Source organism: Nocardia carnea (genome assembly GCF_029869215.1).
GTDB lineage: Bacteria > Actinomycetota > Actinomycetes > Mycobacteriales > Mycobacteriaceae > Nocardia > Nocardia carnea_B.
The window spans coordinates 1-26,365 of sequence record NZ_JARWPM010000108.1 but is presented as its reverse complement, the minus strand read 5'-3'; the positions used below and the strand labels follow the sequence as shown (position 1 = coordinate 26,365).

Genomic DNA, 26,365 nt, shown 5'->3' with positions numbered 1-26,365 from the left:
TTCTTACGAGCTGTGAGTGGTACACATACCCCCGGAACCGAAGGCGACGGCGGTGGTGCCGAGTCTTACGAGGCCTCGAGTGGTTCGCATAACCCCGGAACCGAACGTGACCACGGCGGCGCCGAGTCTTACGAGGCCCTCAGTGGTTTTTGCCCCTGGGCCCGGGGGGGGGGGGGGGGGGGGGGGGGGGGCGCCCGCCGGGGGGGGGGGGGGGGCGGGGGGGCCCCGGGGGGGGGGCCCGCCCAAGCCTCAGACACCTGCGGCTGCGCTAGGGGCCAAAACCACTGAGGGCGTCGTAAGTCTCGGCGCCGCCGTGGTCACGTTCGGTTCCGGGGTTATGCGAACCACTCGAGGCCTCGTAAGACTCGGCACCACCGCCGTCGCCTTCGGTTCCGGGGTTATGTGAACCACTCACAGCTCGTAAGACTCGGCGCCGCCGTGGTCCGTTTCGGGGTTATGTGGATCTCCGAAGGGCTCGCTGACACGGCGCCGCCGCTGGGCGCCTGAGGGGACGTGGCAGCGGCCTCCCGGGTCGTCTTGCAGGGTGCTCAGAGGATCGGGGCGGGGGTGTAGCGGGCGGCTTCGGGGTAGGCGTCGGTGAGTTTGCCGACCTGGGCGACGACCTCGGCTATCTGGGCGTCGGCGGCACCGATGAAGGCGGATTTGTCGGCCAGGGCGGCGTCGAGGGCGGCACGGTCCAGCGGCAGGCGGTCGTCGGCGGCGAGGCGGTCGAGGAGGTCGGGTTCGCGGCCCTGTTCGCGCATCGCCAGGGCGACCGCGACCGCGTGTTCCTTGATCACCTCGTGGGCCGCTTCCCGGCCGACCCCGGCGCGGACCGCGGCCATCAGGATGCGGGTGGTGGCCAGGAACGGCAGGTAGCGGTCCAGTTCGCGGGCGACCACCGCCGGGTAGGCGCCGAATTCGGCGAGCACCGTCAGGAACGTCTCGGTCATCCCGTCGAGCGCGAAGAACGCGTCCGGTAGCGCGACCCGGCGCACCACCGAGCAGAACACATCACCCTCGTTCCATTGCGCGCCCGCGAGTTCGGCGGCCATCGACCCGTACCCGCGCAGCACGACCTGCAGGCCGTTCACCCGTTCACACGAACGGGTGTTCATCTTGTGCGGCATGGCCGAGCTGCCCACCTGCCCGGGCTGGAAACCTTCGGTGACCAGTTCGTGGCCCGCCATCAGCCGGATGGTGTGCGCCAGCGACGACTGCGCGGCACCGATCTGCACCAGTGCGGAGAGCACATCGTGGTCCAGCGAACGCGGGTAGATCTGCCCGACGCTGGTGAGCACGGTGGCGAAGCCGAGGTGGCGGGCCACCTGCTGTTCCAGTGCGGCGAGTTTCGCGGAATCGCCGCCGAGCAGGTCCAGCATGTCCTGGGCGGTGCCCATCGGGCCCTTGATCCCGCGCAGCGGATAGCGGTCGATCAGCTCCCGGAGCCGGGTGAGCGCGATGAGCAGTTCGTCGGCGGCCGAGGCGAAGCGTTTCCCGAGTGTGGTCGCCTGGGCGGCGACATTGTGCGAGCGGCCCGCCATCACGAGGGTCTGGTATTCGGCGGCGCGTTCGGCGAGCCGCGCGGCCACCGCGACCCCGTGCGCGTGGATATGTTCCAGAGAGAGCCGGATCTGCAGCTGTTCCACGTTCTCGGTGAGATCGCGGCTGGTCATCCCCTTGTGCACATGTTCGTGGCCGGCCAGGGCGTTGAATTCCTCGATCCGGGCCTTCACATCGTGACGGGTCACCCGTTCGCGTTCGGCGATCGACGCCAGGTCCACCTGTTCGACGGCCCGCTCGTAATCCTCGACCACCCCGGGCGGAACCTCCACACCCAGTTCCGACTGGGCCCGCAACACCTCCAGCCACAGCCGCCGCTCGAGCACGATCTTGTGCTCGGGAGACCACAGGTGCACCAGCTGCGGACTGGCGTAGCGGGTGGCGAGGACGTTGGGGATCAGGTCGGAGGTCACGTCCGGTCAGTCTAGTGACCGGTACCGGTCCATCGGCTGGTGCGTCGCGGGAGCGACGATATCGATGACCTCCAGCAGCGCTCCGCGGGCCGGCCGCCGGGGTTGCGGGTCGGATTCGCTCAGGGCGGCGACCACGGCGCCGTCGACCACCGCGACCAGTCTGCGCAGTTGTTCGGGCCGCACGATCCGGTCGGATCGGCGCAGCACATCGGCAAGCAGCTCGTCGAGCTGCCCGCGTAGTCGGAGCTGGACCTCGCGTAACTCGGGGTGCCGCGCGGAGGCGACGGTGCGCTCGTAGCGGGCGATCAACCGGCCGCGCGCGCCCTCGTCCACCCCGTCGGGGCCGATCAGTAGGTCGAGCACCAGATCGACGGTCGCCTCCGCGCCGCGGCGGCGGTGGGTCACCTCGCCGACGCGCCGCCGCATCGCCTCGAGTTCGGCGTTCCCGCTGAACTCCACTGCCCGCGCGATCAAATCCTCGAGCGATTCGAAGTAGTACGTCGTCGAGGCGAGCGGGAGTTCGGCGCGCGTCGCGACCGAACGGTGCCGCACCGCGTCGAAACCGCCCTCGAGCAGTAATTCGGCAGCCGCGGCCACCAGCGCCTGGCGACGCCGTTCACCTTTCGGAGTCGTCGCGGTTATCACCGTGCCATCGTGCCAGTCGTCATCAGTACATCCGTGCGAAATGAGGGAAAGGGGAAACAACCATCGATGTTTCTACCGCATCCTCGCAACAATGGTGTCGTACTGTGCAAAGTTGTTGCCCGGCAGCGTGATTGTGTCAAGCCTGCTTGTGCAGATAATCGCTCATCCGGCCGAGCGCCGCTTCGATATCGGCGGTGGCGCCGGCGAAGGACAGCCGGATGGTCCGGTGCCCGTTTACGGTGTCGAAGTCCAGGCCCGGGGCGACAGCCACCCCGGTATGGGCCAGCAGGTCCGCGCACCAGGCCATCGAATCACCGGTGAGATGCCCGATATCGGCGTAGGCATAGAACGCGCCGTCGGCCGGGGCGAGGTCGGTGATCCCGAGTTCGGGCAGACCGTCCAGCAGGATCCGCCGGTTGGCCGCGTACCGCCGCACATGGCCGTCCAGCTCCGCGCGGGATTCTTCGTCGAACGCGTGTACCGCCGCGTACTGCGAGATCGCGGGCGGGCAGACGGTCATATTCGACGCGAGCCGCTGCAGCGCCGGCCGGAGGGCCGCGGGGGCCAGCACCCAGCCGAGCCGCCAGCCGGTCATCGAGAAATATTTCGATACCGAGCCGATCACCACCGCCGAGCGCGAGGTCTCCCACGCCGACGCGGTGCGTTCCCCGCCGTAGGTGATGCCGTGGTAGATCTCGTCGGAGATCAGCAACGTGCCGTGCGCATCGCACCACCGGGCCACCGCGGCGAGTTCGGCGGGTTCGATCATGGTGCCGGTGGGGTTGGCCGGGCTGGCCACGATCAGGCCGCGCGGCGGTTCGGGCAGGCTCTCCAGCATGGCGACGGTGGGCTGGAACCGGGTTTCGGCGCGGCAGTCCAGTTCCACCACGCGGCAGCCCAGTGCCGTCAGCGTGTTGCGGTAGGCCGGGTACCCCGGCCGGGCGATCACGACCGTATCGCCGGGGTCGAAGGCCGCCAGGAAGATCAGCGTGAACGCGCCGGAGGATCCGGTGGTGACCACGACGTCGTCCGGATCCACCGGATAGCCGTACGTGCGCCGATGGTGCCCGGCGATCGCCTCGCGCAGCTCCCGGATTCCGAAAGTCTCGGTATAGCCGAACAATTCGGCATCTATCGCGGCTTTGGTGGCACGCAGTACCGGCGCCGGGGCCGGTGTGGACGGCTGGCCGGCGGCCAGGCTCAGCACATCCCCGTGCGTTCGGGCGCGTTCGGCGGCGGCTTTCCAGACATCCATCACGTAGAAAGGTGGGATGGTCGAGCGCCGAGATTCAGTGGACACCCGACCGACGGTAGAACACCGCTGCGGCCGCTTCGGCAGCTATGGTCAGCTCTGATGCTCGACAAGGCCAGCCGGCCGGCCGCCGGCCCGCCACCGCACGAGCCCGGACCCCCCGCTTCCGGTAGCGGCCCCGGGCCCCTGCGTCGTCGCTGGATCCGGGCGGTCCGTCCCCTGCCGAGACCGTCCGTGCGCCGCGGACCGGCCCCGGCGATTCACTCCGGCGCCCCCGATCTCACCGAGACGAGCACCCCGGCCGGTACAAGCGCACAAGCCGGCGAACCCGTACCACCGCCGAATGAGCCCGGCACCACGGAGGCGCCCGGCCGAGTAGCCACGGCTCGAGCGGAGTCCGGCGCGGCTACCTCGAACACCGGCATGGACGCCGCGACCGGCACGGCGCTCGACAGCCGGACCGCCGACGACGAGCCGTTCACCTCCACCGACCTCACGCCCGGCGCAGAGTTTCCGAACCGGCGGACGCTCCTGCAACGTGCGGTCACGGTGGGCGGCACCCGGATCATCACGCCCGGCTGGCGCGAACGGGCCGCCCGGGACGAGGCCGCGCGCCGGACACCCCGGCAGCGGTTCGGCACCGCGTACCGGTGGATACGCCGGCAGATCACCGCGCTGCCCGGCCGCATCCCGACCCGGGCCGAACTCGTCGATCTCTTCGATCGCCGGCCGTCACGGCAAGAAGTCGCCGAGCTCGCCCGCCGGCACCGCTTCCTCCTCGGCGGGCTCGCACTCACCCTGCTGCTGGCCACCGGGGACGCGTCCGCCGGACTCCTGGTGGCCGAGCAATCTCCCGCGCCGGGCATCGCGTACCGCGTCGCTCTCGCCCATCCACTGCAACTGTCCACCCCGGTACCGTCGGTCCGCCGCTATCTCGAGGCCATCGACACCGGTGAGCGGCTCCGCGAACAGGCAGTGGTGGCCGCGGCCGCCCGCGCGACCCTGGAACGCGCGAAAGCGGAAGCCGCGGCCGCAGCGGCGGGTCGGGAACAACCCTGGATCAACAGCGCACCCGTCCCCGAGGGGGCGCTACCGCCCGGCGCCATCCCACCCGGACCCGGCGGTTTCGTGCTCCCGGCTCCCGGCACGTTCACCTCCGGCTTCGGCAGCAGGTGGGGCACCTTCCACCGCGGTATCGATATCGCCGGCCCCATCGGCACCCCGATCTACGCCGTCGCCGCCGGCACGGTGATCGATGCCGGTCCGGCCGCGGGATTCGGTCTGTGGGTGCGGATCCGGCACGACGACGGCACCATCTCCGTATACGGCCATATGTACGACTTCTTCGTCTCGGTCGGCGAACGGGTGCCCGCCGGAATGCAGATCGCCCGGATGGGGAATCGCGGGGATTCCACGGGTCCGCATCTGCACTTCGAGATCATCATGGACGGCCGGCATGTCGATCCGCAGCGCTGGCTCGCATTCCACGGACTTTCGTACGGCTGAGCCTTTCGGCATTCCCGGCAAATAAGCAGCGGCTGATCCGATACGCCGCCTTACCGCCCGCAGCATGTGATCGATCTCGCAGAAATACCTGCTACATCGATTTCTCTCAGCAGAATAGAACGGTACGTTCTCTGTTTGTTCATCATCTGTTAATGTTTCGCAATCAGTCTGTGATTTGCCAGGAAACAGACCGCAAGTCTGAATTCCGGACGGCAACGGTTTCGTCGGGGAATCCTCGCCGCCGCGCCCGGCCGGTCCGCACCGGCACCCGGCGTACCGCGTCACTGGCCGCGGACAACTGAATCCCAGAGATTCCACAACCCACGCGAAAAAAGAAACAGCGCAACAACGGCGCCGGCGAATACCACCCGGCGGCGTGGTGATCCCGCGCTGCCGGAGTTCGTCATGCATTTACGAAAACTGCTGCCCCTGACCGTTATCGCCGCCGCCCTCGCGATGCCCGCACAGGCCTGGGCCGAAACCCCGGTGGCCGGCGTGCCCGCGGAATTACAAGGTCCCGCGCAGCAGCTGCAGCAGTGGCAGCAGCAATTGCCCCAGCCGCAGCAGGACCAGCTCCAGCAGTTCGTCCAGCCGCTACCGCAGCCGCTGCCGCAACTGTTCCGGCCGAGCTACCCCGACAACCTCGACGGCTGGCTCCGCAACGCACTGCACGTCCTCGGACAGCACGGCATCCCGGGCAGCTACGAAGGTATCCACCGCACTGCCATGCGGGAATCCGGCGGCGATCCGCGGGCGATCAATCTCTGGGATTCCAATGCCGCGGCCGGTATCCCGTCCAAGGGCCTCATGCAGGTCATCGACCCCACCTTCGCCGCCTATCACGTAGAAGGCACGTCCTGGGATATCTACGACCCGGTCGCCAATATCGCCGCGGCGTGCAATTACGCCGCCCACCGCTACGGCTCCATCGACAACGTCTTCGGCGCGTACTGATCCGGGTGACGTCCGGCGCGGTCCGCCGCGCCGGACACCGGTCAGAGCCGGATCCGGCCTTCGACCGCGGCCAGCCCGATATCCGAACGGTAATGACTGCCGGGCAGTTTCACTCCGGCCAGCCGGTCGTAGGCGGCTTCCCGCGCGGCCGTCAGGTCCGCACCGGTGCCGACGATACTGAGCACGCGACCGCCCGCCGACACCAGCGCGCCGTCCTCGCGCAGCGCCGTTCCGGCGTGCAGGACCGTGGCCGGATCGTCGGTCGCGGCATCGCTCGCACCCGTGATCACATCGCCGGTGCGCGGTCGCCCCGGGTAGTTCTCCGCCGCCAGCACCACGGTGACCGCTGCCCCGCCGCGCCAGCGCGGTGCGGGTACGTCGGCCAGGGTTCCGGTCGCGGTGGCGTACAGCAGCTCACCCAGCGGACTCTCCAGCAGGGCCAGCACCGCCTGGGTCTCCGGATCGCCGAACCGGCAGTTGAACTCGACCACCGCCGGACCGGCCGCCCCGATCGCCAGCCCCGCATACAGCAATCCGCTGAAAGGGCTTCCGCGCCGGACCATTTCGGCGGCCACCGGGGCCACCACCTCGTCCACGATCTGCTCGGCCATCCCTTCCGGCAGCCACGGCAGCGGCGTATAGGCGCCCATCCCGCCGGTATTGGGCCCGGTATCCCCGTCGCCCACCCGTTTGTGATCCTGCGCCGGCAGCAGCGGTACCACCGTCTCCCCGTCGACCAGGCAGAACAGTGAAACTTCCGGACCGTCCAGGAACGATTCCAGCAGCACCGGATGCCCCTGTTCGAGCAGTTCGGCCGCATGGTCGCGCGCGGCCAGGCGATCCGCGGTGACCACTACGCCCTTGCCCGCGGCCAGGCCGTCGTCCTTGACCACCCAGGTCGGGCCGAAGCGATCCAGCGCGGCATCCAGTTCGGCGGGTGTGTCCACGACTTCACTGTGCGCGGTGCGTACCCCGGCCGCGGCCATCACATCCTTGGCGAAGGCTTTCGACCCCTCGATCCGGGCCGCATCCGCCGACGGGCCGAAACACGCGATCCCCGCCGCCCGCACGGCGTCGGCCACGCCCAGGACCAGCGGCACCTCGGGTCCGATCACCACCAGATCGGCGGCCACCTCGCGCGCCAGCGCGGCCACGGCCTCGGCCGACCCGGCGTCCACCGGCAGCACCTGCGCGTGCTGTGCGATACCGGCGTTGCCCGGTGCCGCGACGAGTGCGCTCACCGCCGGGTCACGGCGCAGCGCAAGGACGAGGGCGTGTTCACGGGCTCCGGAACCGATGACGAGTACTCGCACCCGGACAGCTTAGAACGTGGCCGGTGGCCGGACGCGGCGGCCGGACCTTGTCCCGGGCATCCGCGTTCCTTCCTCTCCCGCCCTCGGCCGGGGCGGCGAGCCCCGGCCGTACCAGCGGATTCACCACGACCCCGGTCCGGCCCGGCCGACATGTGGATGATGGTGTGTGAAACACCCGTAGCGGGTGGGTTTTTCGCGCACCGGCCCGCCAGGGCAAGCACGCGCGGGCAGAGGACGGACGTCATGGGTCTGATGGACGGGATCATGGGCAATGCCGGGCGGATGGAACCCGCCGCGGCACAACAGGAATACCAGCGATTACTGGGCAACGGCGAGCAGATCTACTCGGCCTATCTGCTGGTCCGCGACGCCATGCTGTTCACCAACCGGCGGCTCATCCTCGTCGACAAACAGGGCCTGTCCGGCCGGAAGGTGAGCTACCACAGCATCCCGTACCGTGCGATCACGCATTTCGCGGTGGAAACGGCCGGCACCTTCGACCTCGACGCCGAACTGCTGGTATGGATCGCCGGCAGCGACACCCCGCTGCAGAAGCGATTCAACCGGCAGGTCGATATCTACGAGGTCCAGGGCATCCTGTCGCATTTCATCGGCGTGTAGCGCACCCGGCCCCACCCGGCGGGCACCGGCCCGCCATAAGCTCATCGCATGGCTTCTGTTTTCAGTGCGATCATCGCCGGGGATCTGCCGGGCCGGTTCGTCTGGGAGGACGACGAATTCGTCGGCTTCCTCACCATCGCGCCGGTCACCCCCGGCCACACCCTGGTGGTTCCCCGCAAGGAAATCGACCAGTGGCAGGACATCGAACCCGCGGTCTTCGCCCGCCTCAACGGGGTGGCGCAGAAGATCGGGCAGGCCGTGCGGGCCGCCTTCGACGCGCCCCGCGCCGGCCTGCTGATCGCCGGGCTCGAGGTTCCCCACCTGCACGTCCACGTCTTCCCGGCCTACACCATGGGCAATTTCGATATCTCCGGCGCCGACCCGAACCCGGCCCCGGAATCGCTCGACGACGCGCAGAACAAGATCAAGGCCGCCCTGCGCGACCTCGGGTACGGCGCGAACGTCCCCGCCTGACACGAGCCTCACGGCGCGAACCATCGCGGCCCTCCGTGCCGGTGGGCCGCAGCCGAAATCCCCGCGCGCCCCTGGCGCCGGGGCTCTTGATGGGTGGCGCCGCGGGGCCGGGCAAACCTCGACGTTCGTCCGGCCGCGGTCCGTGTCCGAGGCCGGGAACGCGGTAGGGGCGAACGGATAGCGTCGGGCCCCGCCCGCACCGCTGTCCACGGCCGACCGGCCCGGCGCGAACGCTCGGGCTCCGCCCGGCCGGCCCGGCTCGGCCGTCTCAGCCTTCGCCCGGCCGATCCGCTCCGGACCTGCCTGTACCGGCATCCACCGCGGGCCACTCGCGCGGCAACCGGACCGTGAACGTGGTGCCACGGCCCGGCACGCTGGACACCTCCACCGTGCCGCCGTGCGCCGCCACCAGTGCCTGCACGATCGACAAACCGAGTCCGGACCCACCGCTGCCCCGGCTCCGCGAATCATCTACGCGGTAGAACCGTTCGAACACCCGCTCGGCCTGCTCCGGCGCCATCCCCGGCCCGGTATCGGCCACCTCCAGCAACACCTCGTCCTCGTGAGGCGTCAGCCGCACCGTCACCGCCGCGTCCGGCGGCGTATGGACCAGCGCGTTGTTCAGCAGATTCGCCAGCACCTGCCGCAGCCGCGCGGCGTCCCCGGGCACCTCGGCCGTCCCGGAACCCGGCCGGACCTCCAAACCGATCGACCGGGTATCCGCGGTGCCCTGGGTCGCGGCCACCGCGCGAGCGCTGTGTACGGCGTCGCTGGCCAGCGCCAGCAGATCGACCGGGGCGTACTCCACCGGCCGTTCGGCGTCCAGCCGGGCCAGCATCAGCAGATCCTCGACCAGCAGCCCCATCCGTTTCGACTCCCGTTCGATGCGGTCGAGCAGCATATCGGTATCGCCGGTCGCGCCCTGCCGGTACAACTCGGCGAAACCCTTGATCGTTGTCAGCGGAGTGCGCAGCTCATGGCTGGCGTCGGCGACGAACCGGCGCATCTTCTCCTCCGACCGCCGAGCCGCTTCCTCCGACGCCTCGGTCGCCGCGAAACCGCGCTGGATCTGCGCCAGCATGGTGTTCAGCGACCGGGCCAGCCGGTCCACCTCGGTATTCGTCGGCCGCATCGGCACGCGCCGATGCAGATCACCGGCGGCGATATCGGCGGCGATCTCCTCCACCTGCTCCAGCCGGCGCAGACTGCGCCGGATCACGAAATACGCGGCCACCGCCAGCGCCGCCAGCACCACCGCGCCGATCACCAGCTGCAGCACGATCAGCCGCTCGACAATCGCCTCGGTCTCGTCCAGCCGCAGGGCGACCAGACTGGTGCCCTGAGCGTTCTCGGTGTACTTGACCCGCCACTCACCGGAATCACCTCCGGTGGACCCGGTGGTGAACGTGCCCGGGCGAAGATCATCGGGCAGATCGGGAGCGCCGTTGCGATCGTCCTGCAGGAACATCCGGCCATTGGTGTCCTGCACCCGCGTATAGAACATCACCGGCGGCCGCTCCCGTCCCGGCTCCCCGGGCAGCGGAACCGGCGGCCGCGGTCCACCGGGCCGGGCCCAGCCGTGCGCCGCCTCCTCGAGCTGCTGATCCACCCGGTCGATCAGCGCGTTCCGCAGGGCCGACGTCACCGCCACCCCCGAAGCCAGCAACCCCACCGCGGCGAGGGCGACCAATGCCAGCACCAGCGTCACCCGCAGCGGCATCGCCGCGAACCGCCCGGTCAGGCCGCCGAGCCGGCGATCCGCCGATGCGCGGGTGGCACTCACGTCCGGCCCGCGGGCGATTCCCGCATCACGTACCCGACCCCGCGCAACGTATGGATCAGCCGCTGCGGCCCGGTATCGACCTTCTTGCGCAAGTACGACACATAGGTCTCCACCACCCCGACCTCACCGCCGAAGTCGTAACGCCACACATGGTCCAGAATCCGCGGTTTACTCAGCACAGTCCCCGCGTTCACCATGAAATACCGCAGCAGGGTGAACTCGGTCGGCGACAACGCCACCGGCTCACCGGCCTTGAAGACCTCATGGGTGTCGTCGTCGAGCTCGATATCGGCGAACCGGATCCGGGAGCGTTCCCGCTCGGGCGCGGCCGCACCCGCTCGCCGCAGAATCACCCGCAGCCGGGCCACCACTTCTTCCAGGCTGAACGGTTTGGTGACGTAATCGTCGGCGCCCAAGGTGAGCCCGGTGACCTTGTCCTGCACATCGTCGCGGGCGGTCAGGAACAGCACGGGCGCATCGATCCCGTCGGCCCGCAACCGCCGCAACAGCCCGAACCCGTCCATCCCGGGCATCATCACATCGACGATCAGCGCATCCGGCCGGAATCCCCGGGCCACATCCAGCGCCTGCGCCCCATCGGACGCCGACGCCACCTCGAACCCCTGAAACCGCAGACTCACGGTCAACAGCTCGACGATCATGGCCTCGTCATCGACCACCAGCACCCGGGCCTCCGGCGCTGTATCCGGCGCACCACTCATGACCCCATCGTGACCCACCGCCCTGGTACCCCCCTGCGCATTCCCTGTGAACACGCTGTGTGGATGGCGCCGACTACTCGGTGTATTCCTCGTCCGAGTCGGAGACCAGGGCCTTGCCGGCCACCTGGCCCTTGGCGAGGGCGTCGAGGAAGGCGCGGGCCCAGCGGTCTACGTCGTGGGCGAGGACCTGGCGGCGCAGGGCGCGCATACGGCGGCGGCGGGTTTCGCGGTCGTCGGTCAGGGCGGAGACAATGGCGTCCTTCACGCTGTCCAGGTCGTGCGGGTTGCACAGGTAGGACTGGCGGAGCTCGGCGGCGGCGCCGGTGAACTCGCTGAGCACCAGGGTGCCGTTGAGGCCGCTGTGGCAGGCCACGTACTCCTTGGCCACCAGGTTCATGCCGTCGCGTAGCGGGGTCACCAGCATGACATCTGCGGCGACGAAGAAGGCGATGAGTTCCTCGCGGGCGATCGGGCGGTGCAGATAGTGCACGACCGGATAGCCGACCCGGGCGAACTCGCCGTTGATCCGGCCGACCTGGCGTTCGATATCGCCGCGCATCTGGATATAGCTCTCGACCCGCTCCCGGCTCGGGGTGGCCAGCTGCACCATCACCGTGTCGGCCGGGTCGATACGGCCCTCGGCGAGGAGTTCTTCCAGCGCGCTGAGCCGGATATCGATGCCCTTGGTGTAATCGAGCCGGTCGACCCCCAGCAGGACAAACTTCGGGCTGCCGAGTTCCGCGCGGATACGGGCGGCCCGCTCACGCACCGACCGGCGCCGCGAATGCTCGTCCAGCCCGGCCGAATCGATGGAGATCGGGAAGGCACCCACCCGGACCGTCCGGAACCCGACCTGCACCACCCCCATCTTCGAGCGCACCCCGACGGTGCCGCGCGAAGTGGGCTGACCGGCCAGCCGGCGAGCCAGGTACAGGAAGTTCTGGGCACCGCCCGGCAGATGGAAACCGATCAGATCCGCCCCCAGCAGGCCTTCCACGATCTCGGTCCGCCACGGCATCTGCATGAACAGCTCGACCGGCGGGAACGGGATGTGCAGAAAGAAGCCGATGGTGAGATCCGGCCGCAGCATCCGCAGCATCTTCGGCACCAGCTGCAACTGATAGTCCTGCACCCAAACCGTCGCGCCCTCGGCGGCGACTTTCGCGGTCTCTTCGGCGAAACGCCGGTTCACCTGTACATACGCCGACCACCAGGAGCGGTTGTAGACAGGGCGGACGATGACATCGTGGTAGAGCGGCCACAGGGTCGCGTTGGAGAAGCCCTCGTAGTAGTCGGCGACCTCCTGCGCCGACAGCGGTACCGGATGCAACTCCAGCCCGTCTTCGACGATGGGATCCACTTCGACATCGGGAACGCCGGCCCACCCCACCCAGGCGCCCCGGTTGCTGCGCAGCACCGGTTCCAGTGCGGTGACCAAGCCACCGGGGCTGCGCTTCCAGCGGGTGGTTCCGTCGGGCAGTTTTTCCAGGTCCACCGGGAGCCGGTTGGCCACGACCACGAACCCGGAACCGGCCCCGCGTTCGCGCAGGGGCTCGGCGGCCACCGCTTCGGGCCGGTCCTCCACCAGGTCTATCGGGCCGGATACCGGGCCGGAACCGTTGTGGTCACCGGGCCGGCCCGCGGATACGCCGGTTTCGTCCCGAGGGGTGGAATCGCTGGACGGCTGGTCTGTCATCTGGTCCACTCACGCATCCTTCGCGCGGCGCTGCACGCCGCGTATATGGGGTATGAGCGGAGGCCCTGCGTGGTAACGCTGCGCTGCCGCCTTCAGGCCCCACGGCTCATACCGGGTAGTTGTGCGGATCCGCGGACGTCGCCGTTGGCGCCGGCGGCCCACACGACCGGCAGCGCCCGGAGGCGGTAGCTTGCGTGACCGGGCGCTCGGTCATGCGGTTAGAGGCTCAGCTTATTCGGTACGCGCCCCCGGGCCGATACCCAGCATCGACAGGAGCATCCGGCATTCGTCGGCATCGGCGGCGTAGGCGGCCACGACCCGCTGCGCCTGACGAGCGGTCTCGTCGGCGAGGGGTTCGAGTTCATCGTCGGCGATACCGTTGGCGCTGCTCTTCGTGGCCATCTCAATCCTCCCGGCAGGTGCACTGGTATGTGAAATGTCAATGGTATCTGTCCCACGAAACGGTCGCTGCGGCCGCCGTAACACAGCGGCACCCGGATAGCTATACCGTGGGCAGCAGAAACGATCAGGAAGGGGCCGTCAGCATGCCGTTGGCCACGGTGAACGGAATATCGCTCAACTACCAGATCAAAGGAGACCGTTCCAAGGGCACCGATGTGAAGGGTGGCGGCCCGCTGGTCGTGCTGATCATGGGCACGGGCAGCCCGGGCCGGGTGTGGGAGCTACATCAGGTTCCTGCACTGGTGGCCGCCGGGTACCGGGTCTGCACATTCGACAACCGGGGTATCGCCCCGTCCTACGAGGCCGCCGACGGCATGACCATCGAGGAATTGGTGGCCGATACGGCGGGCCTGATCGAGTTCCTGGACGAGGGCCCCGCCTTGATCGCCGGTACCTCGATGGGCGCCCGGGTCGCGCAGGAACTCGCGCTGGCCCGCCCGGAGCTGGTCCGCAAGGCCGTCTTTCTGGCCGGCCACGCCCGGATGGACCAGTTCCAGAAGACCCTGTCCCTGGGCGAGCACGATCTCGACGAGAGCGGCGTGAAACTGCCGCCCAAGTACGAGGCCGCCGTCACCGCGGTGATGAATCTCTCTCCGGCCACGATGGCCGATCCGAACGCGGCCCGCGACTGGCTGGACCTGTTCGAATTCACCGGCGGCCCGGCCACCCCGGGAATCCGGGCGCAGCGCCGGATGGACCACGAATTCAACCGGGTGCAGGCCTACCGGGCGATCAAGGTGCCGTGCCTGTCGGTGGGCTTCGCCGACGACCGGATGATCCCCCCGTACCTTTCCCGGGAGGTCGCCGAAGCCATCCCCGGCGGCCGTTACCAGGAGGTTCCTGACGCCGGCCACTACGGCTACCTGGAGCGGCCGGATACCGTGAACAAGATCCTGCTGGAGTTCTTCGCCGCGTGAGGGGGAACCCACAGTTAACGCCGGCCTTGCTAGGGTCGACACATCGTTGGGTTCGTGACACGGCAGCCGGAGGCCCGCCTCCGTGCCGTACCGGGCCCGGACAGATCCCTGTACATACGCGCGAGCACCCCAGTGAGGTGAAATGAGCACCAACCCGTTCGACGACGAGGACGGCCGCTTCTTCGTTCTGGTCAACGACGAAGAACAGCACTCCCTGTGGCCGGCGTTCGCCGAGGTCCCGGCCGGCTGGCGGGTCGTCTTCGGTGAGGACAGCCGCGCGGCCTGCGTGGAGTATGTCGAGCAGAACTGGACCGATATGCGTCCCAAGAGCCTGCGCGACGCCATGGCAGCCGACGAAGCGGCCCGCAAGTAGTACCGGCGCACCGCCCGGCCCGGCCGGCAGCCGAATCCGCCGTACGCGACATCTCTCACCGAGTGTCGCGGCGGTGGAGACCGAGTTGACCGGCTGGGCTGCGCTGTCTCCGACCTCGGCCGGGCTACTGCTGTACGCAGCCCGATTTCTCCGGCTCCCCGCGTAGGGCTGCGGTGAATCAGTTTCGCGAACTCGGCCGCGGCCCCGTATGATCGGCTGCCGAGCGCCCCGGTTTCCGAGCGCTCTGCCGCCTTGGCGCAACTGGCAGCGCAACGTACTTGTAATGCGTAGGTTGAGGGTTCGAGTCCCTCAGGCGGCTCGTGTTTTCGGCTCCGGCCCACCGACTTGTGTCGGTGGGCCGGAGTAGTTTTCCCGCTGTGAGGCAATGCCGGGGGTGTTCCGCTCTGCTCGTCAAACGGAGCCAGAAGCTGTACTGCACAACCAAATGCCAGCAGGTGGTGCAACGCGCGGTGAGGACGCGGCATTGGCTCACCACGGGCAACGCCGATGTCGGTAGCTATCAGGGTCATCACATCCGTGACTACCTGGCACACGCCCAAAAGAACCGGTGCGCTATCTGCGGTGGCGCCGACGAATGGCGCGGCCGGCCGCTGATCTTCGTGCTCGACCACATCGACGGCAACGCGGCAGATAATCGCCGCGAAAATTTGCGGCTCATCTGTCCGAACTGCGATTCGCAGCTGTCGACGTACAAAAGCCGTAACCGCGGCAACGGGCGCCATCTGCGACGGGCACGCTATGCACGTGGTCAGTCGTATTAGTGGTCTCCACGGAAAATTCCCCCACCGAGTATCGGCGAGGGACTATTCGTTGCGGCGCATGAAACCAGCGGCCGCCGAAAAGGCGGCAATCGTGCGTCTCAGATCGGGGTGACCGAGGCGACGAGCCACTGGTCGTCGGATTTGTCCAGGGTTACCCGGACGCGGCTGCCGGTGGTGGTGCCCTGGGGGGCTTCCTTGCTGGTGGTGACCTGGTTCAGGAACAGCAGGACCACGGCGTGGGCGCGGTCGGCGGAGACCACGCCGCCGGCCTGGGTGGTGGCCTTGACGGTGAGTTCTTTTTCCTTGGCACCGGGGACGATCGCCTTGTCGATGAGTTCGAGGTAATCGGCCTTGAAATCAGGGGCCAGGCTGTCGGCGGCTTTGGGAAGTTCCTTGTCGACCGTCTGGAACTCGTAGCTGAACATGGCCGAAACGGTCCGGGAGGCGGCGTCGACGGCGTCGGTACGCGATTGCTCGGACTGGCGGTAGTCCCAGTAGCGGTAGCCACCGATCCCGGCGACCACAGCGGCCGCGACGACCACGACCGCGGTGACGCCGAGCAGGATCTTGTTCCGCACCTTCATACCTGTCCGCCGATCGGGAGCGGAAGCTGCTGTGGCCGCGTTGCCAGGTCCGTCGTGGCTGCTGGTGTTCTTTTCCTCGCTCATGCTACGAACTCCACATCCGAGGCGGTCAGGGTGCCGTCATCCGCACGCTGCACGGTGACCCGGAAGCGGTAGAACCGCTGCTGTTCGCCCTCGGCGCCCGCATTGGTGAGGGTTTGTTTCGCGGCGACCAGGATCACCGCGGATTTCTCGTCGTCGCGTTCCACGGCGGCCTCGACGACCTCGCCCGTGGACTGCACCTTGGCCTGTTTGACGATTTCGGTGAACGGATCGATCCGGCCGTCGAATTCGGTTTTGAATTCACCCGAAGCCATGGTGAGGATCCGGTCGATATCTTCCTTCGCAGTATCGGCGCGGATCGTGGTCAGGTTGAGGATCGTCTGCCGGGCGGTCGCCACGTATTCGGCGCGGCGTTCGTCGCGCTGCTCGGTGGACTGAACGGCGATCATCGACACCACGGCGGCACCGACCAGTCCGATCACCAGAATCGCGGCGGCGGTGAGCGCGAGGATCCGTTTCCAGGACCCGGACCCGGTTTCGTCGCCCGCGTTCGCGGCAGAGTTGCCGGTCTCCTCCTCGGCCGGACCTTTCTTGTCCAGCGCGACCACGGCGGCTTCGGCGGACGCGACGCCGTGGGAGCCCGCGGGTTGTGCCTCGGCTTTGCCGAGCCGGACGGTCGGCGCGGAAGCCCCGGCGGCCTCCTCGTCCACCTCGGCGGCGCTGCTCGCGGTCACGCCGGCGCCCGTGGTTCCGGTGGGGGTGCTCGAAAGCTTCTCGGTCACGGATTCGGCCTCGCCGGCCGGCAGCTTCGCGGTCTCGGACCCCGCCGAACTTCTCGAGAGCTTCGCTGTCGTGGCCGCTGCGGAGTCGGCTGCGGACTTCTCTGCACCGGACGCGGCCGGGCTGCTCGAAAGTTTCGCCGTCACGGACTCCGTCGAGGCCGGGAGCTTCGCTGTCCCGGGTTGCGCCGAGCCTGTCGCGAGCTTTTCGGTCGCGACCTCCCGCGTATCCGGCTCGGCGGCCGAGGCGCCGGTGGCGAGCTTTTCGGTCGCGGCCTCCTGCGCAGCCGGCTCCGAAGTACCGGTGGCGAGTTTTTCGGTCGCGTCCTCGACCGGTGGGCCGGCCGTGCGGCTGGCCCGCCTGCGGGTGCGGCGGGGGTCCTTGGTCTCGCTCATTCCTGCTGCTCCTCGAACATTGCCTGCCAATCCGCGGGTACGGCACCCGATCCGCCGGGTGCGATATCGCCCTGACGGTAGCTGCGGCCGTCGGTGCCGGTATAGACCCCGGTGGCCGGATCGTACGAGAGAGCGGCGGCGGGGGTGCTTGCGCCCGAGAAACTAGCAGGTGCCGGGGGTACTCCCGCAACCCCGGGGCCCGTGTCGGGCGCGGCGGCCGGGGCGACACCGGGCGCGGGCGGCTCGGCGGGCGCGACCGGCTGCGGCGGGCCGAACGGCGGATTCGTGCCCAGCGGAACGTATCCCGTGCGGCACAGCTCCGGCGAGGGTGCCCGCCGCCCGGGGTATTCCATACAGGGTGTATTGCGGATACCGCGTACAGCGGTCTTGTCGTCCTGCGGGACCTTGCAGTACAGCCCCTCCGGGGAGGGGACGGTATCCAGTTCGCTCGGGCTGCGGCGCTGATCGGGCGGCAGGAAGCCGGTGGTGCACGGCGGCGGATCGTTGAGCACCGTCATGAAGTCGACCATGGCGCCGTATTCCATGGGCCCGCGCACCGCGGTGAGCAGAGCCGCGATCAGCGGCGGGTACACGACCAGGATCTGTTCCACGCCGGCGTGGTAGGTGACGCCGACCTGGCCGAGGCTCACCAGGTTGTTCAGCAGCAGCGGCAGGGTGGGCCGCAGTTCGTCGAACTGCTGGGTCACTCGCTGCATGGCCGCGGGACCGTTGGCCAGGATGCTGCGCAGGGCCGGGTCGTGGGCGCGCAGCTGGTCGGTGACCACCGCGAGATCGCGGGTCCACGACCGGATCGCGGCATCCGAGTTCACCTGGGTGTCGAGCAGCGGTCCGATCTGTTCGATCAGCTGTTTGGTAGGCCCGACGTTGTCGTTGGCCTCCTGTACCAGCAACGACGCGGAGTCGAGGAATCGCTGCAGATCGGGTCCGGCACCGTTGAAGGCACGGAACGCCTCGTCGATGACCTGCCGCAGCCGGGTATCGGCGACACTGGCCAGCAGCCGGTCGGCCTGGTCCAGCAGGGCGCCCACATCCTGCGGGAGTTCGGTGCGATCCACCGGGATCACACTGCCGTCGTAGAGGTTGGCGTCGCCGGGATCTTGCGGCGGCACCAGATCGACGTATTGCTCGCCGATCGCGGAGACACTGCGGATCAGCGCGGTGGAGTCGGCCGGGATCTTGTAATCGCTGTCGACCGACAGCCGCGCCTCGACCCCTTCGCTGGTGAGCCGGACCTCCTCGACAACACCGACGTTGGTGCCGCGGTAGGCGACATTCGCGTTCTGGTAGAGCCCGCCGGTGGCGGCGAGTTGCAGCGTGACCTCGTACCGGCCGATCCCGAGCATCGCGGGCACACCGACGTAGGTGCCGCCCATGACGCCCAGGCCGACCACGGTGAGAATGGAGAAGATGATCAGCTGAATGCGTACGAATCTGGTGAGCGTCACCGGCCCTCGCCCCCTTGTGGTGCGGCGGGCAGCGGCACGGTCAGCCCGGGGATGGCGGGCAGACCGGGGATCGGCGGCAGCCCGGGAACTGTCGGTTGCGGCTGGTCGCTGGGCGGCGGCGGGGTGCCGGGGGGCGGCTCGAGCGGGGTCGCCAGGGGGTTGCCCTGCTGGCCGGCGGGTCCGGCGATCTGCCCGAGCGCGACCTCCACACCACCGAACATGCCGCCGATTCCGGTGCCGGTGAGGAAGTTCGAGTCCAGCCGCTTACCGGTGAGGTCCACGGTCATGAACAGGTTCAGATAGTCGCCCTTGATCGCGTTGTCCAGGTTCTTCAGCGGGAACGGGAAGGAGGCGATGATCTTCAGCGATTCGATGAGGTCGTTACCGGTATCGGCGAGGGTCTGCAGCACCGGGGCCAGGTTGGCCAGGTTCGCTTTCAGATCGTCGCCGCTGGCGGTGATCAGCCGGTTCACCACATCGCTGAGTTCGCCCAGTTTCGTAATGGTGGTGGTGATGTTCTGGCGGCGGTCGGCCAGTACGGTCAGCGCGGGATGGATTTCCTCGATCGCCGCTTCCACCACATCGGTCTGTTCGACGAATGTCCCGGAGACCCGGTCCAGGCCCTCCATCGCGGCGATGATGTCGTCACGCTGGGCGTTCAGATTGCCGATCAGATCGTTCATCTGCGGGATCAGGTCGCGGACTTCCTCCTCGTTACCCACCAGGGCCGAGTTGAGTTCGCGGGTGATGTTCTCCAGCTGCGAGATACCGCCACCGTTGAGCACCACCGACAGCGAGGACAGCACCTGCTCGGTGGTCGGGAAAACCCCGGCGCGTTCGAGCGGGATCACATCGCCCGCGGCGAGCCGGCCCACCGGCGGAATATCCACCGGCGGCGCGAGTTCCACGTGGTTACTGCCCAGCAAGCTGGTCTGGCCGATCTTCGCGGTGGCGTTCGCGGGCAGCACCACACCGGGATTCAGCGAAACCGTCACCAGCGCGTGCCAGCCCTCGACCTCGATATCGGTGACCGCCCCGACCGCCACATCGTCCACGCGCACCGGCGAGTTCCGGGTCAGCGTCGTGACATTCGGCATCTGGATCTGCACGGTGTAGGAGCCCTCGCCGGTGCCTTCGGTACCGGGCATCGGCAGCGAGTTGAGCCCGTCGTATTGGCAGCCCGTGATCGGTAGCGCCAGCGCGAGCCCGGCAACGAGGGCCGCGCCGCGCCGCCGGACCCCGGGGGCGCGCAGCTTCGGCCGGCGCATCATCGTCCTCCTCCGGGCAGGCCGGGAATTGCGGGAAGCTGGATACCCGGAATTGCCAGTCCCGCGACACCGGCCGGAACCGTGACGGGGGCGGGCGCGGGTGCGGCGGGCGGACCCACTTTCCGCGGGTCGACCTTCCCGGCCAGGTCCGGAGTCGTGTACTCCAGCTGGTTCGGGAACGCGGTCACGCCGGTGGCCGGGTTGGTCATGATGGGCAGATAGTTCATCGCCAGCGAACTGAGCACCGGCGCCAGGTACTGGGCGCACAGATCGGCGCTGGTATCGGATTCGTTCTGTTCCAGCGCCCGCACCGAACCGCACAGGAAGCTCACCGGGTCGGCGAAGTTGTTCAGCGAGATCGCGCCGGTCAGCGTGCCTTGGGCGGGCTTGTAGATCTGGTAGAAGTTCACCAGCGCGGTCGGGCCGGAATGCAGGGCCTGTTCCAGTTCGGGCCGTTTGTCGACCAGGATCTGCGTCACGTCGGCGAGCCGCTGCACGCCTTCGGTGAGTTCGGTGCCGCTGCCTTCGAGGAAGCGCTGGACATCGGTCAGCGCCAGGTCCAGGTTGTCCAGGCCGGCACCGAGATCCTGGGAGACTCCCGCGAGCACCGACGACACCGAGGCGAGCCGCCCGCCGAATTGCACGATCTGGTCGTTGCTCTTGGAGAGCACATCTACGAACTTCTGCAGGTTGCGGATGGTGCCGAACAAGTCGGTGCGGCCGTCGGACAGCGTGGTCAGGGTCGCCGAGAGTTCCCGCAGCGTGGTGCGGAAGGCGTCACCGTTGCCGTCGAGGTTGTTCGCGGCGGTGTCCACGAAACGTCCGAAGGAGCCCTGCGGGTCGTCGCCGACCGGGCCGAGGGCGGTCGAGAGTTTGTTCAGCTCGGTTTTGATGTCGTCCCATTCAACCGGGACGGCCGTGCGTTCGACGGGGATCTCGGCACCGTCGCTCAACTTGTCCCCGCCGGTGTAGGCGGGCGCGATCTGGATGAACCGCGCGGCCACCAGCGAGGGGGCGATGATCACGGCCCGCGCATCGGCGGGCAGGTCCACGCTGCCGTCCACCGACATGGTGACCTTCACCTGGTCCTTACCGGGTTCGATCGAGTCGATCGTGCCGATCGGGACGCCCAGCACGCGCACATCGTCGCCCGCGTACAGGCCGCTGGTCGACGTGAAATAAGCGGTGATCTCGTGCTTGGTGAGCCGCTGGAACGCCGTGTACCCGCCGAAGGCGACCAGCGCCACGACCAGTACTCCGGCAACGATCGCCACCCACTTACCGGGGAGGGCGCGGACCTTGTCGCGCAGAATTGTCATGAGCTTTTCCTCCGAGCAGGTTCGAGCGGACCGCGGAGGCCGAAAAGTAGCCGCAGCGATCGCGGGTGCACGTCCTCGCTGAGCGGGGTCACACCTTGCGCGGCGGCCGAAATGGCGGCGGAGGTATAGCTGTACCGGATCATCGCGGCGGCTCCTGTACGGCCGGGCCGAGCTTGGGGCCGGGTTCGAGCAGATAGGCGCGCAGCGATTCGGGCAGATGCTGCGGCCAGACCAGCGCGTCCACCAGCGGGTGCAGGGTTTCACTGCTGGCGTTGACGACGTAGGCGTTGAAGTACGGTCCGCTGCCCACCTGTTCGCCGAGGGCCGCGGCGAACGGGCCCAGGCCGTCGAGCGCGCCGGTGATGTTGTCCCGGTTGCGCTGCAACAGGTCGAGTACCGAATTGAGTTTGTCGAGCGCCGGTTTCAGCTGGGCCTCGTTGTCGTGCACCAGCCCGGACAGCTGCTGGGCGAGCGCGTTGACGTAGACGATCATCTGGCTGATCGCGGTGCGCCGCCGGTCCAGTTCGCCGAGCAGCTGATTCCCGTCGACCAGTAGTGCGTTGATGGCGTCGGCGCGGTCGGCCAGGATCTTGGTGACGTTCTGGGCGCGGGTCAGCAGATCCGACAGCGCCTGATCCCGGGCGTTGATGGTGCGCGAGAGCGCGGTGACGCCGTCCAGCGCCGAACGCAGTGGCGCCGGGGTGTCGGCGAAGGCGGCCGAGAGTTCGTCGAGGGTCTGGTTCACCTTCTGCAGGTCCAGATCCTGCACCGTACCGGCGAGATCACCGAGCGCCTCGTTCAGCGAGTACGGCGAGGTGGTGCGTTCCAGCGGGATGGTGTCGGTGACTTTCAGCGAACCGTCGCCGGCCGGGTTCACGGCCAGCGATTTCCGGCCGAGCACGGTGTTGGTCTTGATGGCTGCGGTGGTCTTGTCGCCCAGCCCGATCGTTTCGGTGAGGCTGAACCGGACCAGCACCTGCGCGCCGTCCAGGCTCACATCTTCGACCCGGCCCGATTTCACTCCGGCGACCTCCACATCGTCCCCGGTCACCAGCCCGCCGGCGTCGGCGAAATACGCGGTGTACACGGCCCCGCCGCGGATGAACGGCAGCCGTTCGAACTGCAGCGCCGACAGTGCCACCGCGACCGCCAGCACCAGGCCGACGACGCCGATGGTCACCGCGCGCGATTGCTCCTTCATTCGCTGGCACACCTTCCGGTCGTCTGCTCACCGGGCAATTCGATCAGCAGCGGTTTCCCGTCCGGACCGTCGACGATGAAGTTCGTCCGGCATACGTACAGCTGCAGGAACGAGCCGTAGGAGCCGATACGGATGAGTTTTCGGTAGGTCGCGGGCAACCTGTCCAGCACCCACTGCACGGTGTCGGAGCCGTTGTCGAGGTTGGTGGCCAGCCGGCCGGTGTGGGCGATGGTGGCCGCGAGGTCCGGTCGCGCCTGGGCCAGCAGGTCGGTGGTCGCGGCGGTGGCGTCGGCGATCCGCGGGAGGGCGACGCCGATCGGGTCACGGTCGGCCGCCAGACCGCTCACCAGCCGGCGCAGCTCGTCGATGGTGGTGGCGAACTGGTCACCGCGATCGTCGATGGTTTTCAGCACCGAGTTCAGGTTGTCGATCACGCTGCCGATGAGCGCGTCACGGTCGGCGAGGGTTCTGGTGAAGGAACCGCTGCTGTTGAGCAGTTCGACCAAGGTGCCGCCCTGGCCCTGGAAGATCTGGAGCAACGCGTTGGTCAGATCGTTGACCTGTGCCGGGTCCAGTCCGCGCAGCAGCGGTTTGAACCCACCGAGCAGCAAGTCCAGATCCAGTGCGGGCGCGGTCTTGTCGAGGCCGATGGTGCCGCCCTCGTGCAGGGTGGTGGCCTCCCCCGGCCCTTCGAGCAGTTCCAGGTAGCGGTCGCCGACCAGGTTCTCGTAGCGGATGGTGGCGCGGGTGCTGGTGAGCAGCCGGTATTTGGTGTCCACATCGAATTCGACGTGGGCGTGATAGTCGTCGTCGACCTTCACCGACGACACCGACCCGACCGGCACGCCGGCGATGCGCACCTTGTCCCCCGGCAGCATGCCCGAGGCGCTGGTGAACACCGCGTTGTACCCGTTCTCGCTGGAGAAGCGGGTCTGCGAGAACACGATCGCCAGCCCGGCGAAGACCAGGGTCATCACGAGGGTGAAGATCGCGAGTTTGATGGTGGTAGCGGTGTTTTTCATGGCTGGCCCACCCCCGGGAGTCCGGCGAACAGTACCTGGAAGACCGAGGGAGCGTTCACGCTCAGGTTGGTCGAGGGCGTGTAGGGATGCCCTTCGGAGGTATCGGTGACGACGTAGGTGGAGTGGCTGTCCGGTACGCGATCGAGTATCCCGCCGCAGCGCGGCCCACCCGTGGCATTCACCTTCGGCAAGTCGTTCGGATAGGTGTAGGGCGGGCTGGCGTACATGAACCCGGTGTTCAGGGCGACACCTTCCTGTCCGCCGCCGAAGACCGATTCACCCAGCGGCAGCGCCTTGGCGGAACCGCCGATCAGGCAGAACAGCGCGTCCCGGTAGTTGTTGAGCAGTTCACTCGTGGGGCGCAGCAGGTCCAGGGCGGTCCCGATCGGCGCTTCGTTCTCGCGCAGTACCGCGCCGGTGGTGTCGGCGAGGCCGGTGATATCGGCCAGCAGCGCGTCGATATCCGATTCGGCCGCGCTGATGGTCCGGCTGCTCACGGTGGCGCCGTCGACGGTCCGCAGCAGATCGCCGGAGACATCGGCGTACAGGTTGCCGACGGCCGCGGTGGTGCTGAGGTCGCGTTGCAGGGTGGGCAGCGTCGGATTGATCTCGTGCAGGTAGGCGTTCCCGTTCACCAACAACTGCCCGAGGGTCTCCCCGCGACCCTGCAGCGCGGTTCCCATCGCGGTCAGGGTGGCGCTGAGTTTTTCCGGCTCCACCTGCGCCAGCACATCGCTGAGATGCTGGAACAGGGTGTTGAACTCGACGGTGACCTTCTCGGTCGAGAGCCGGGCACCCGGTCGCAGCGATTGTGTTTCCGGTTCCTGCGGGATCACGAAGTTGATGTATTTCGCGCCGAATACCGTGGTCGAGCGGATATCGACGGTGGCGTTGGCCGGGACGAGGTGCAGCATGTCCGGGTCCAGGGCCAGCCGCAGGTCGGCGCCGTCGTCGGTGCGATCCACCCCCGCGACCCGGCCGATCTGCACGCCGCGCACCTTGACCTTGGCGTCCGGATCCAGCACCAGGCCGCTGCGCGGCGCGGCGACGGTCACCGTGACGCTCGGGGTGAACCCGCCGAAGAACATGGTGAGCGAGACGACGACCGCCGCCACCGCGGCCAGCACCATGGCGGTACCGGCCAGTTTCAGCCCGAATTTTTCCCGCACGGCGACCCACCTGTTCGCCGGCGGCAAGGGGGCCCAGGGGTCGGCGGGACCGCGGGACGACCCACCCGCGGTACCGTTCGACGCCCCGGGCTGTGCCCGTAATCGTTTACTGTCCGCTCGCATCATTTCCGTCATGGCGCCTATCCGGAAAGGTTGAAGTTGCCGGAGGTGCCGTAGACGGCCAGCGAGATCAGCAGCGTCACCGTGACCACCGCGATCAACGAGGTCCGGACCGCGTTACCCACCGCGACACCGACGCCCACCGGGCCGCCGGCCGCGTTGTAGCCGTAGTACGTATGGATCATCATCACCGCCAACGCCATGACAATGGCCTGCGCGAACGACCAGAGAATGTCGCTCGGGATAAGGAATGTCGAGAAATAGTGGTCGTAGACGCCGGCCGACTGCCCGTAGATGACCACGGTCGCGAATCGGCTGGCGATGAAGGAGGCGATCACCGCGAGCGCGTACAGCGGGATGATCGCGATCATCCCGGCCAGTACCCGGGTGCCGACGAGGTAGGTCATCGGGCGGATCGCCATGGATTCCAGCGCGTCGATCTCCTCGGCCACCCGCATGGCGCCCAGCTGCGCGGTGGAGCCGGCACCGATGGTGGCGGCCAGGCCGATCCCGGAGATCACCGGCGCCGCGATCCGGACATTGAGGAAGGCGGCGAAGAAGCCGGTGAGGGCCTCGACACCGATATTGCCGAGCGAGCTGTAGCCCTGGACCGCGATGGTGCCGCCGGAGAACAGGGTCAGGAAGCCGACGATCACGACGGTGCCGCCGATCACCGCGAGCGCACCGCTACCCATGCTGATCTCCGCGATGAGACGGATCGTCTCGGTGCGGTAGTGGATCAGTGCGCGCGGGATACAACCGATCGCCTTGCCGTAGAACACCGCCTGTTTGCCGAGGTTGTCCATCGAGGTCGAGAGTCTGCGCACGCGCCGCGTGACGCGGGGGAAGCGGGACTGGATGATCACCGAGGCCGACATCGCGTCACCGCACCGAGAATTTGAGACCGACCGCCGTGACCACGACGTTCACCACGAACAGCGCCATGAAGGCGAAAACCACTGTCTGGTTCACCGCATCACCGACACTCTTGGGACCACCTTTGACATTCAGACCCAGGTAGCAGGCGACCAGTCCGGCGATCAGGCCGAACAGGCCGGCCTTGACCTCGGAAATGATCAGCTCCGGGAGGTTGGTCAGCAGCGTGATGCCGTTGACGAACGCGCCCGGGTTCACGTCCTGCAGGAAAACCGAGAAGAGGAAGCCACCGACGATGCCGATGGTGCAGACCAGGCTGTTCAGCATCAGGGCGACGAACATGGAGGCCAGCACCCTGGGGACCACCAACCGGTGGATGGGGTCGATACCGAGCACCTTCATGGCGTCGATCTCTTCCCGGATGGTGCGGGCGCCGAGGTCGGCGCAGATGGCCGTGGCGCCGGCACCGGCGACGATGAGCAGCGTGACGATCGGCCCCACCTGGGTCACCGCGCCGAAGGCGGCGCCGGGGCCCCGGGGGGGGGGGGGCGCCGGTTTGGGGCGCCGGGTGTTTAGGGGGTTGGGGTCCACAAACGGGGAGGGGATAGGCCCCCCCCCAATGGGGGCGGGAGGTAGACCCCCCCCCG

The 26,365-nt window shown here is 68.2% G+C and carries 24 protein-coding genes, 1 tRNA gene and 1 pseudogene; 8 read left to right on the top strand and 18 right to left on the bottom strand.

Annotated features, from left to right (window positions below):
- Positions 1-548 precede the first annotated feature (548 nt).
- The 3 genes from purB to QH276_RS06390 all read right to left on the bottom strand — a co-directional run bounded on the left by purB (position 549) and on the right by QH276_RS06390 (position 3,921).
- Entirely contained in the window at positions 549-1,976 is a 1,428-nt protein-coding gene (purB, locus tag QH276_RS06400) for an adenylosuccinate lyase (RefSeq protein WP_280398865.1), read from the bottom strand.
- Positions 1,977-1,982: 6 nt separating this feature from the next.
- Positions 1,983-2,621 carry a TetR/AcrR family transcriptional regulator gene (locus tag QH276_RS06395; protein WP_280398864.1) on the bottom strand — a complete coding sequence of 213 codons (639 nt, stop codon included), beginning with the start codon at positions 2,619-2,621 and terminating at the stop codon, positions 1,983-1,985.
- Positions 2,622-2,757: 136 nt separating this feature from the next.
- Complete coding sequence (locus QH276_RS06390) at positions 2,758-3,921, bottom strand: pyridoxal phosphate-dependent aminotransferase (RefSeq protein WP_280398863.1); 1,164 nt, start codon at positions 3,919-3,921, stop codon at positions 2,758-2,760.
- A 375-nt stretch (positions 3,922-4,296) separates the two neighbouring features.
- Between QH276_RS06390 and QH276_RS06385 the strand changes: the two genes are divergently transcribed.
- Positions 4,297-5,379, top strand: coding sequence for a M23 family metallopeptidase (locus tag QH276_RS06385; RefSeq protein WP_280398862.1), 1,083 nt, complete (start codon positions 4,297-4,299; stop codon positions 5,377-5,379).
- 405 nt (positions 5,380-5,784) lie between these two features.
- Entirely contained in the window at positions 5,785-6,333 is a 549-nt protein-coding gene (locus QH276_RS06380; protein ID WP_280398861.1) for a transglycosylase SLT domain-containing protein, read from the top strand.
- A gap of 41 nt (positions 6,334-6,374) precedes the next feature.
- Here QH276_RS06380 and purD read toward each other — a convergent pair whose 3' ends face one another.
- Positions 6,375-7,646, bottom strand: a complete 1,272-nt coding sequence (purD, locus tag QH276_RS06375) for a phosphoribosylamine--glycine ligase (protein ID WP_280398860.1) — start codon at positions 7,644-7,646, stop codon at positions 6,375-6,377.
- A gap of 243 nt (positions 7,647-7,889) precedes the next feature.
- Here purD and QH276_RS06370 point away from each other — a divergent pair, with 243 nt between their 5' ends.
- Both QH276_RS06370 and QH276_RS06365 read left to right on the top strand, forming a co-directional pair.
- Positions 7,890-8,267: a PH domain-containing protein gene (locus QH276_RS06370; RefSeq protein ID WP_280398859.1), complete on the top strand. Its 378-nt coding sequence runs from the start codon at positions 7,890-7,892 to the stop codon at positions 8,265-8,267.
- Positions 8,268-8,315: 48 nt separating this feature from the next.
- On the top strand, positions 8,316-8,741 hold the full coding sequence (locus QH276_RS06365) for an HIT family protein (RefSeq protein WP_280398858.1): 426 nt from the start codon (positions 8,316-8,318) through the stop codon (positions 8,739-8,741).
- Positions 8,742-9,009: 268 nt separating this feature from the next.
- Here QH276_RS06365 and QH276_RS06360 read toward each other — a convergent pair whose 3' ends face one another.
- From QH276_RS06360 to QH276_RS06345, 4 genes are all read right to left on the bottom strand, one after another.
- Positions 9,010-10,461 (bottom strand): sensor histidine kinase, encoded by a 1,452-nt coding sequence (locus QH276_RS06360; protein WP_280398867.1) that lies wholly within the window; start codon positions 10,459-10,461, stop codon positions 9,010-9,012.
- 59 nt (positions 10,462-10,520) lie between these two features.
- Positions 10,521-11,246, bottom strand: coding sequence for a response regulator transcription factor (locus QH276_RS06355; RefSeq protein WP_280398857.1), 726 nt, complete (start codon positions 11,244-11,246; stop codon positions 10,521-10,523).
- Positions 11,247-11,319: 73 nt separating this feature from the next.
- Positions 11,320-12,942 carry an alpha,alpha-trehalose-phosphate synthase (UDP-forming) gene (locus QH276_RS06350; RefSeq protein WP_280398866.1) on the bottom strand — a complete coding sequence of 541 codons (1,623 nt, stop codon included), beginning with the start codon at positions 12,940-12,942 and terminating at the stop codon, positions 11,320-11,322.
- Positions 12,943-13,173: 231 nt separating this feature from the next.
- Positions 13,174-13,344, bottom strand: coding sequence for a hypothetical protein (locus tag QH276_RS06345; RefSeq protein ID WP_168165630.1), 171 nt, complete (start codon positions 13,342-13,344; stop codon positions 13,174-13,176).
- A 143-nt stretch (positions 13,345-13,487) separates the two neighbouring features.
- Between QH276_RS06345 and QH276_RS06340 the strand changes: the two genes are divergently transcribed.
- The 4 genes from QH276_RS06340 (at position 13,488) to QH276_RS06325 (ending at position 15,476) form a co-directional block, all read left to right on the top strand.
- Positions 13,488-14,321: an alpha/beta fold hydrolase gene (locus tag QH276_RS06340; protein WP_280398856.1), complete on the top strand. Its 834-nt coding sequence runs from the start codon at positions 13,488-13,490 to the stop codon at positions 14,319-14,321.
- 142 nt (positions 14,322-14,463) lie between these two features.
- Entirely contained in the window at positions 14,464-14,694 is a 231-nt protein-coding gene (locus QH276_RS06335) for an MbtH family protein (protein ID WP_030522889.1), read from the top strand.
- 246 nt (positions 14,695-14,940) lie between these two features.
- Positions 14,941-15,013 (top strand) — tRNA-Thr (locus QH276_RS06330).
- A 58-nt stretch (positions 15,014-15,071) separates the two neighbouring features.
- On the top strand, positions 15,072-15,476 hold the full coding sequence (locus QH276_RS06325) for an HNH endonuclease (protein ID WP_280401315.1): 405 nt from the start codon (positions 15,072-15,074) through the stop codon (positions 15,474-15,476).
- A 98-nt stretch (positions 15,477-15,574) separates the two neighbouring features.
- Here the strand turns inward: QH276_RS06325 and QH276_RS06320 are convergent, their stop codons facing one another.
- The 10 genes and pseudogenes from QH276_RS06320 to QH276_RS06275 form a co-directional block, all read right to left on the bottom strand.
- Positions 15,575-16,144 (bottom strand): h domain protein, encoded by a 570-nt coding sequence (locus QH276_RS06320; RefSeq protein ID WP_280401314.1) that lies wholly within the window; start codon positions 16,142-16,144, stop codon positions 15,575-15,577.
- Complete coding sequence (locus tag QH276_RS06315; RefSeq protein WP_280401313.1) at positions 16,141-17,277, bottom strand: hypothetical protein; 1,137 nt, start codon at positions 17,275-17,277, stop codon at positions 16,141-16,143. Before QH276_RS06315 ends, QH276_RS06320 begins: the two co-directional genes overlap by 4 nt.
- Positions 17,274-18,743, bottom strand: a complete 1,470-nt coding sequence (locus QH276_RS06310) for an MlaD family protein (RefSeq protein ID WP_280401312.1) — start codon at positions 18,741-18,743, stop codon at positions 17,274-17,276. The genes QH276_RS06315 and QH276_RS06310 overlap by 4 nt, the downstream gene beginning before the upstream one ends.
- Positions 18,740-20,014 (bottom strand): MCE family protein, encoded by a 1,275-nt coding sequence (locus QH276_RS06305; protein WP_432278710.1) that lies wholly within the window; start codon positions 20,012-20,014, stop codon positions 18,740-18,742. Before QH276_RS06305 ends, QH276_RS06310 begins: the two co-directional genes overlap by 4 nt.
- Positions 20,011-21,330, bottom strand: a complete 1,320-nt coding sequence (locus QH276_RS06300; RefSeq protein ID WP_280401311.1) for an MCE family protein — start codon at positions 21,328-21,330, stop codon at positions 20,011-20,013. The genes QH276_RS06305 and QH276_RS06300 overlap by 4 nt, the downstream gene beginning before the upstream one ends.
- Before the next feature lie 139 nt (positions 21,331-21,469).
- Positions 21,470-22,531: an MCE family protein gene (locus tag QH276_RS06295; RefSeq protein ID WP_280401310.1), complete on the bottom strand. Its 1,062-nt coding sequence runs from the start codon at positions 22,529-22,531 to the stop codon at positions 21,470-21,472.
- On the bottom strand, positions 22,528-23,553 hold the full coding sequence (locus QH276_RS06290) for an MCE family protein (RefSeq protein ID WP_280401309.1): 1,026 nt from the start codon (positions 23,551-23,553) through the stop codon (positions 22,528-22,530). The genes QH276_RS06295 and QH276_RS06290 overlap by 4 nt, the downstream gene beginning before the upstream one ends.
- Positions 23,550-24,722: an MCE family protein gene (locus QH276_RS06285; protein ID WP_280401308.1), complete on the bottom strand. Its 1,173-nt coding sequence runs from the start codon at positions 24,720-24,722 to the stop codon at positions 23,550-23,552. The genes QH276_RS06290 and QH276_RS06285 overlap by 4 nt, the downstream gene beginning before the upstream one ends.
- Positions 24,723-24,862: 140 nt before the next feature.
- The gene (locus tag QH276_RS06280; protein ID WP_280401307.1) at positions 24,863-25,720 is read right to left on the bottom strand and encodes an MlaE family ABC transporter permease; all 858 of its coding nucleotides are present in this window, start codon (positions 25,718-25,720) and stop codon (positions 24,863-24,865) included.
- Positions 25,721-25,724: 4 nt separating this feature from the next.
- Positions 25,725-26,252: pseudogene (locus QH276_RS06275) on the bottom strand (ABC transporter permease); the annotation flags it as partial.
- Between the last annotated feature and the right edge of the window lie 113 nt (positions 26,253-26,365).